Raw genomic sequence first — 681 nt, forward strand, 5'->3', positions numbered from 1 at the left:
AAAATGCTGGGGGAGCATATTGAAGCCGGTATGCTTGAGAACGGCGGCATAGAGGTCAAATGGTTCGACCTCATCTACAGCACCCCTGAAGAGGTGATGGCTGAACTGGAGGGGGCGCGGGGGCTCCTGATCGGTACGCCCACATTAAACAAAGACGCGGTATTGCCGGTCTGGCAACTGTTGGCCCATCTCTCCCCGGTCACCCACGGCGGAATGATCGCCGCCGCCTTCGGCTCATACGGGTGGAGCGGGGAAGGGGTTCCCCATGTGGAATCCCGCCTGCGGATGCTGCGCATGAAACTGATGCCCGGGATAAGGGCGCGCTTAAAACCTGCTCCCGAGCAACTGGAGGCGGCCCAGGCCTGGGGCCGGGACTTTGCGGCAGCCCTGAAAGGGGACGAGAGCAGGCTGCAAACCGGCTTGAGCTATCAAATTGAGATCAACCCGCATTATGGCAAAGACAACCCGGCGGCTGAATACCCCCGAATCTATCAGAACGAAGATATTATCGTCTATTGGAACCCGGAGTTGTGCACTCACGACACCAATTGCTTCGATACCCTGGGTACGGTCTTTAATCCGGCCCGGCGCCCCTGGGTCGACATAAACGGCGATTCCCCGCTGAACATAATCAAAACCATTGACCGCTGCCCGTCCGGTGCGTTAAAGTACGGGCTTCCC

The 681-nt window shown here is 58.4% G+C and carries 1 protein-coding gene; it reads left to right on the forward strand.

Annotated features, from left to right (window positions below):
- Positions 1-681: (4Fe-4S)-binding protein (locus B3W37_RS12820; protein ID WP_483176057.1), on the forward strand; the 681-nt coding region annotated here is incomplete at both ends.

It is taken from the genome of Syntrophomonas sp. UBA5494 (genome assembly GCF_002426325.1).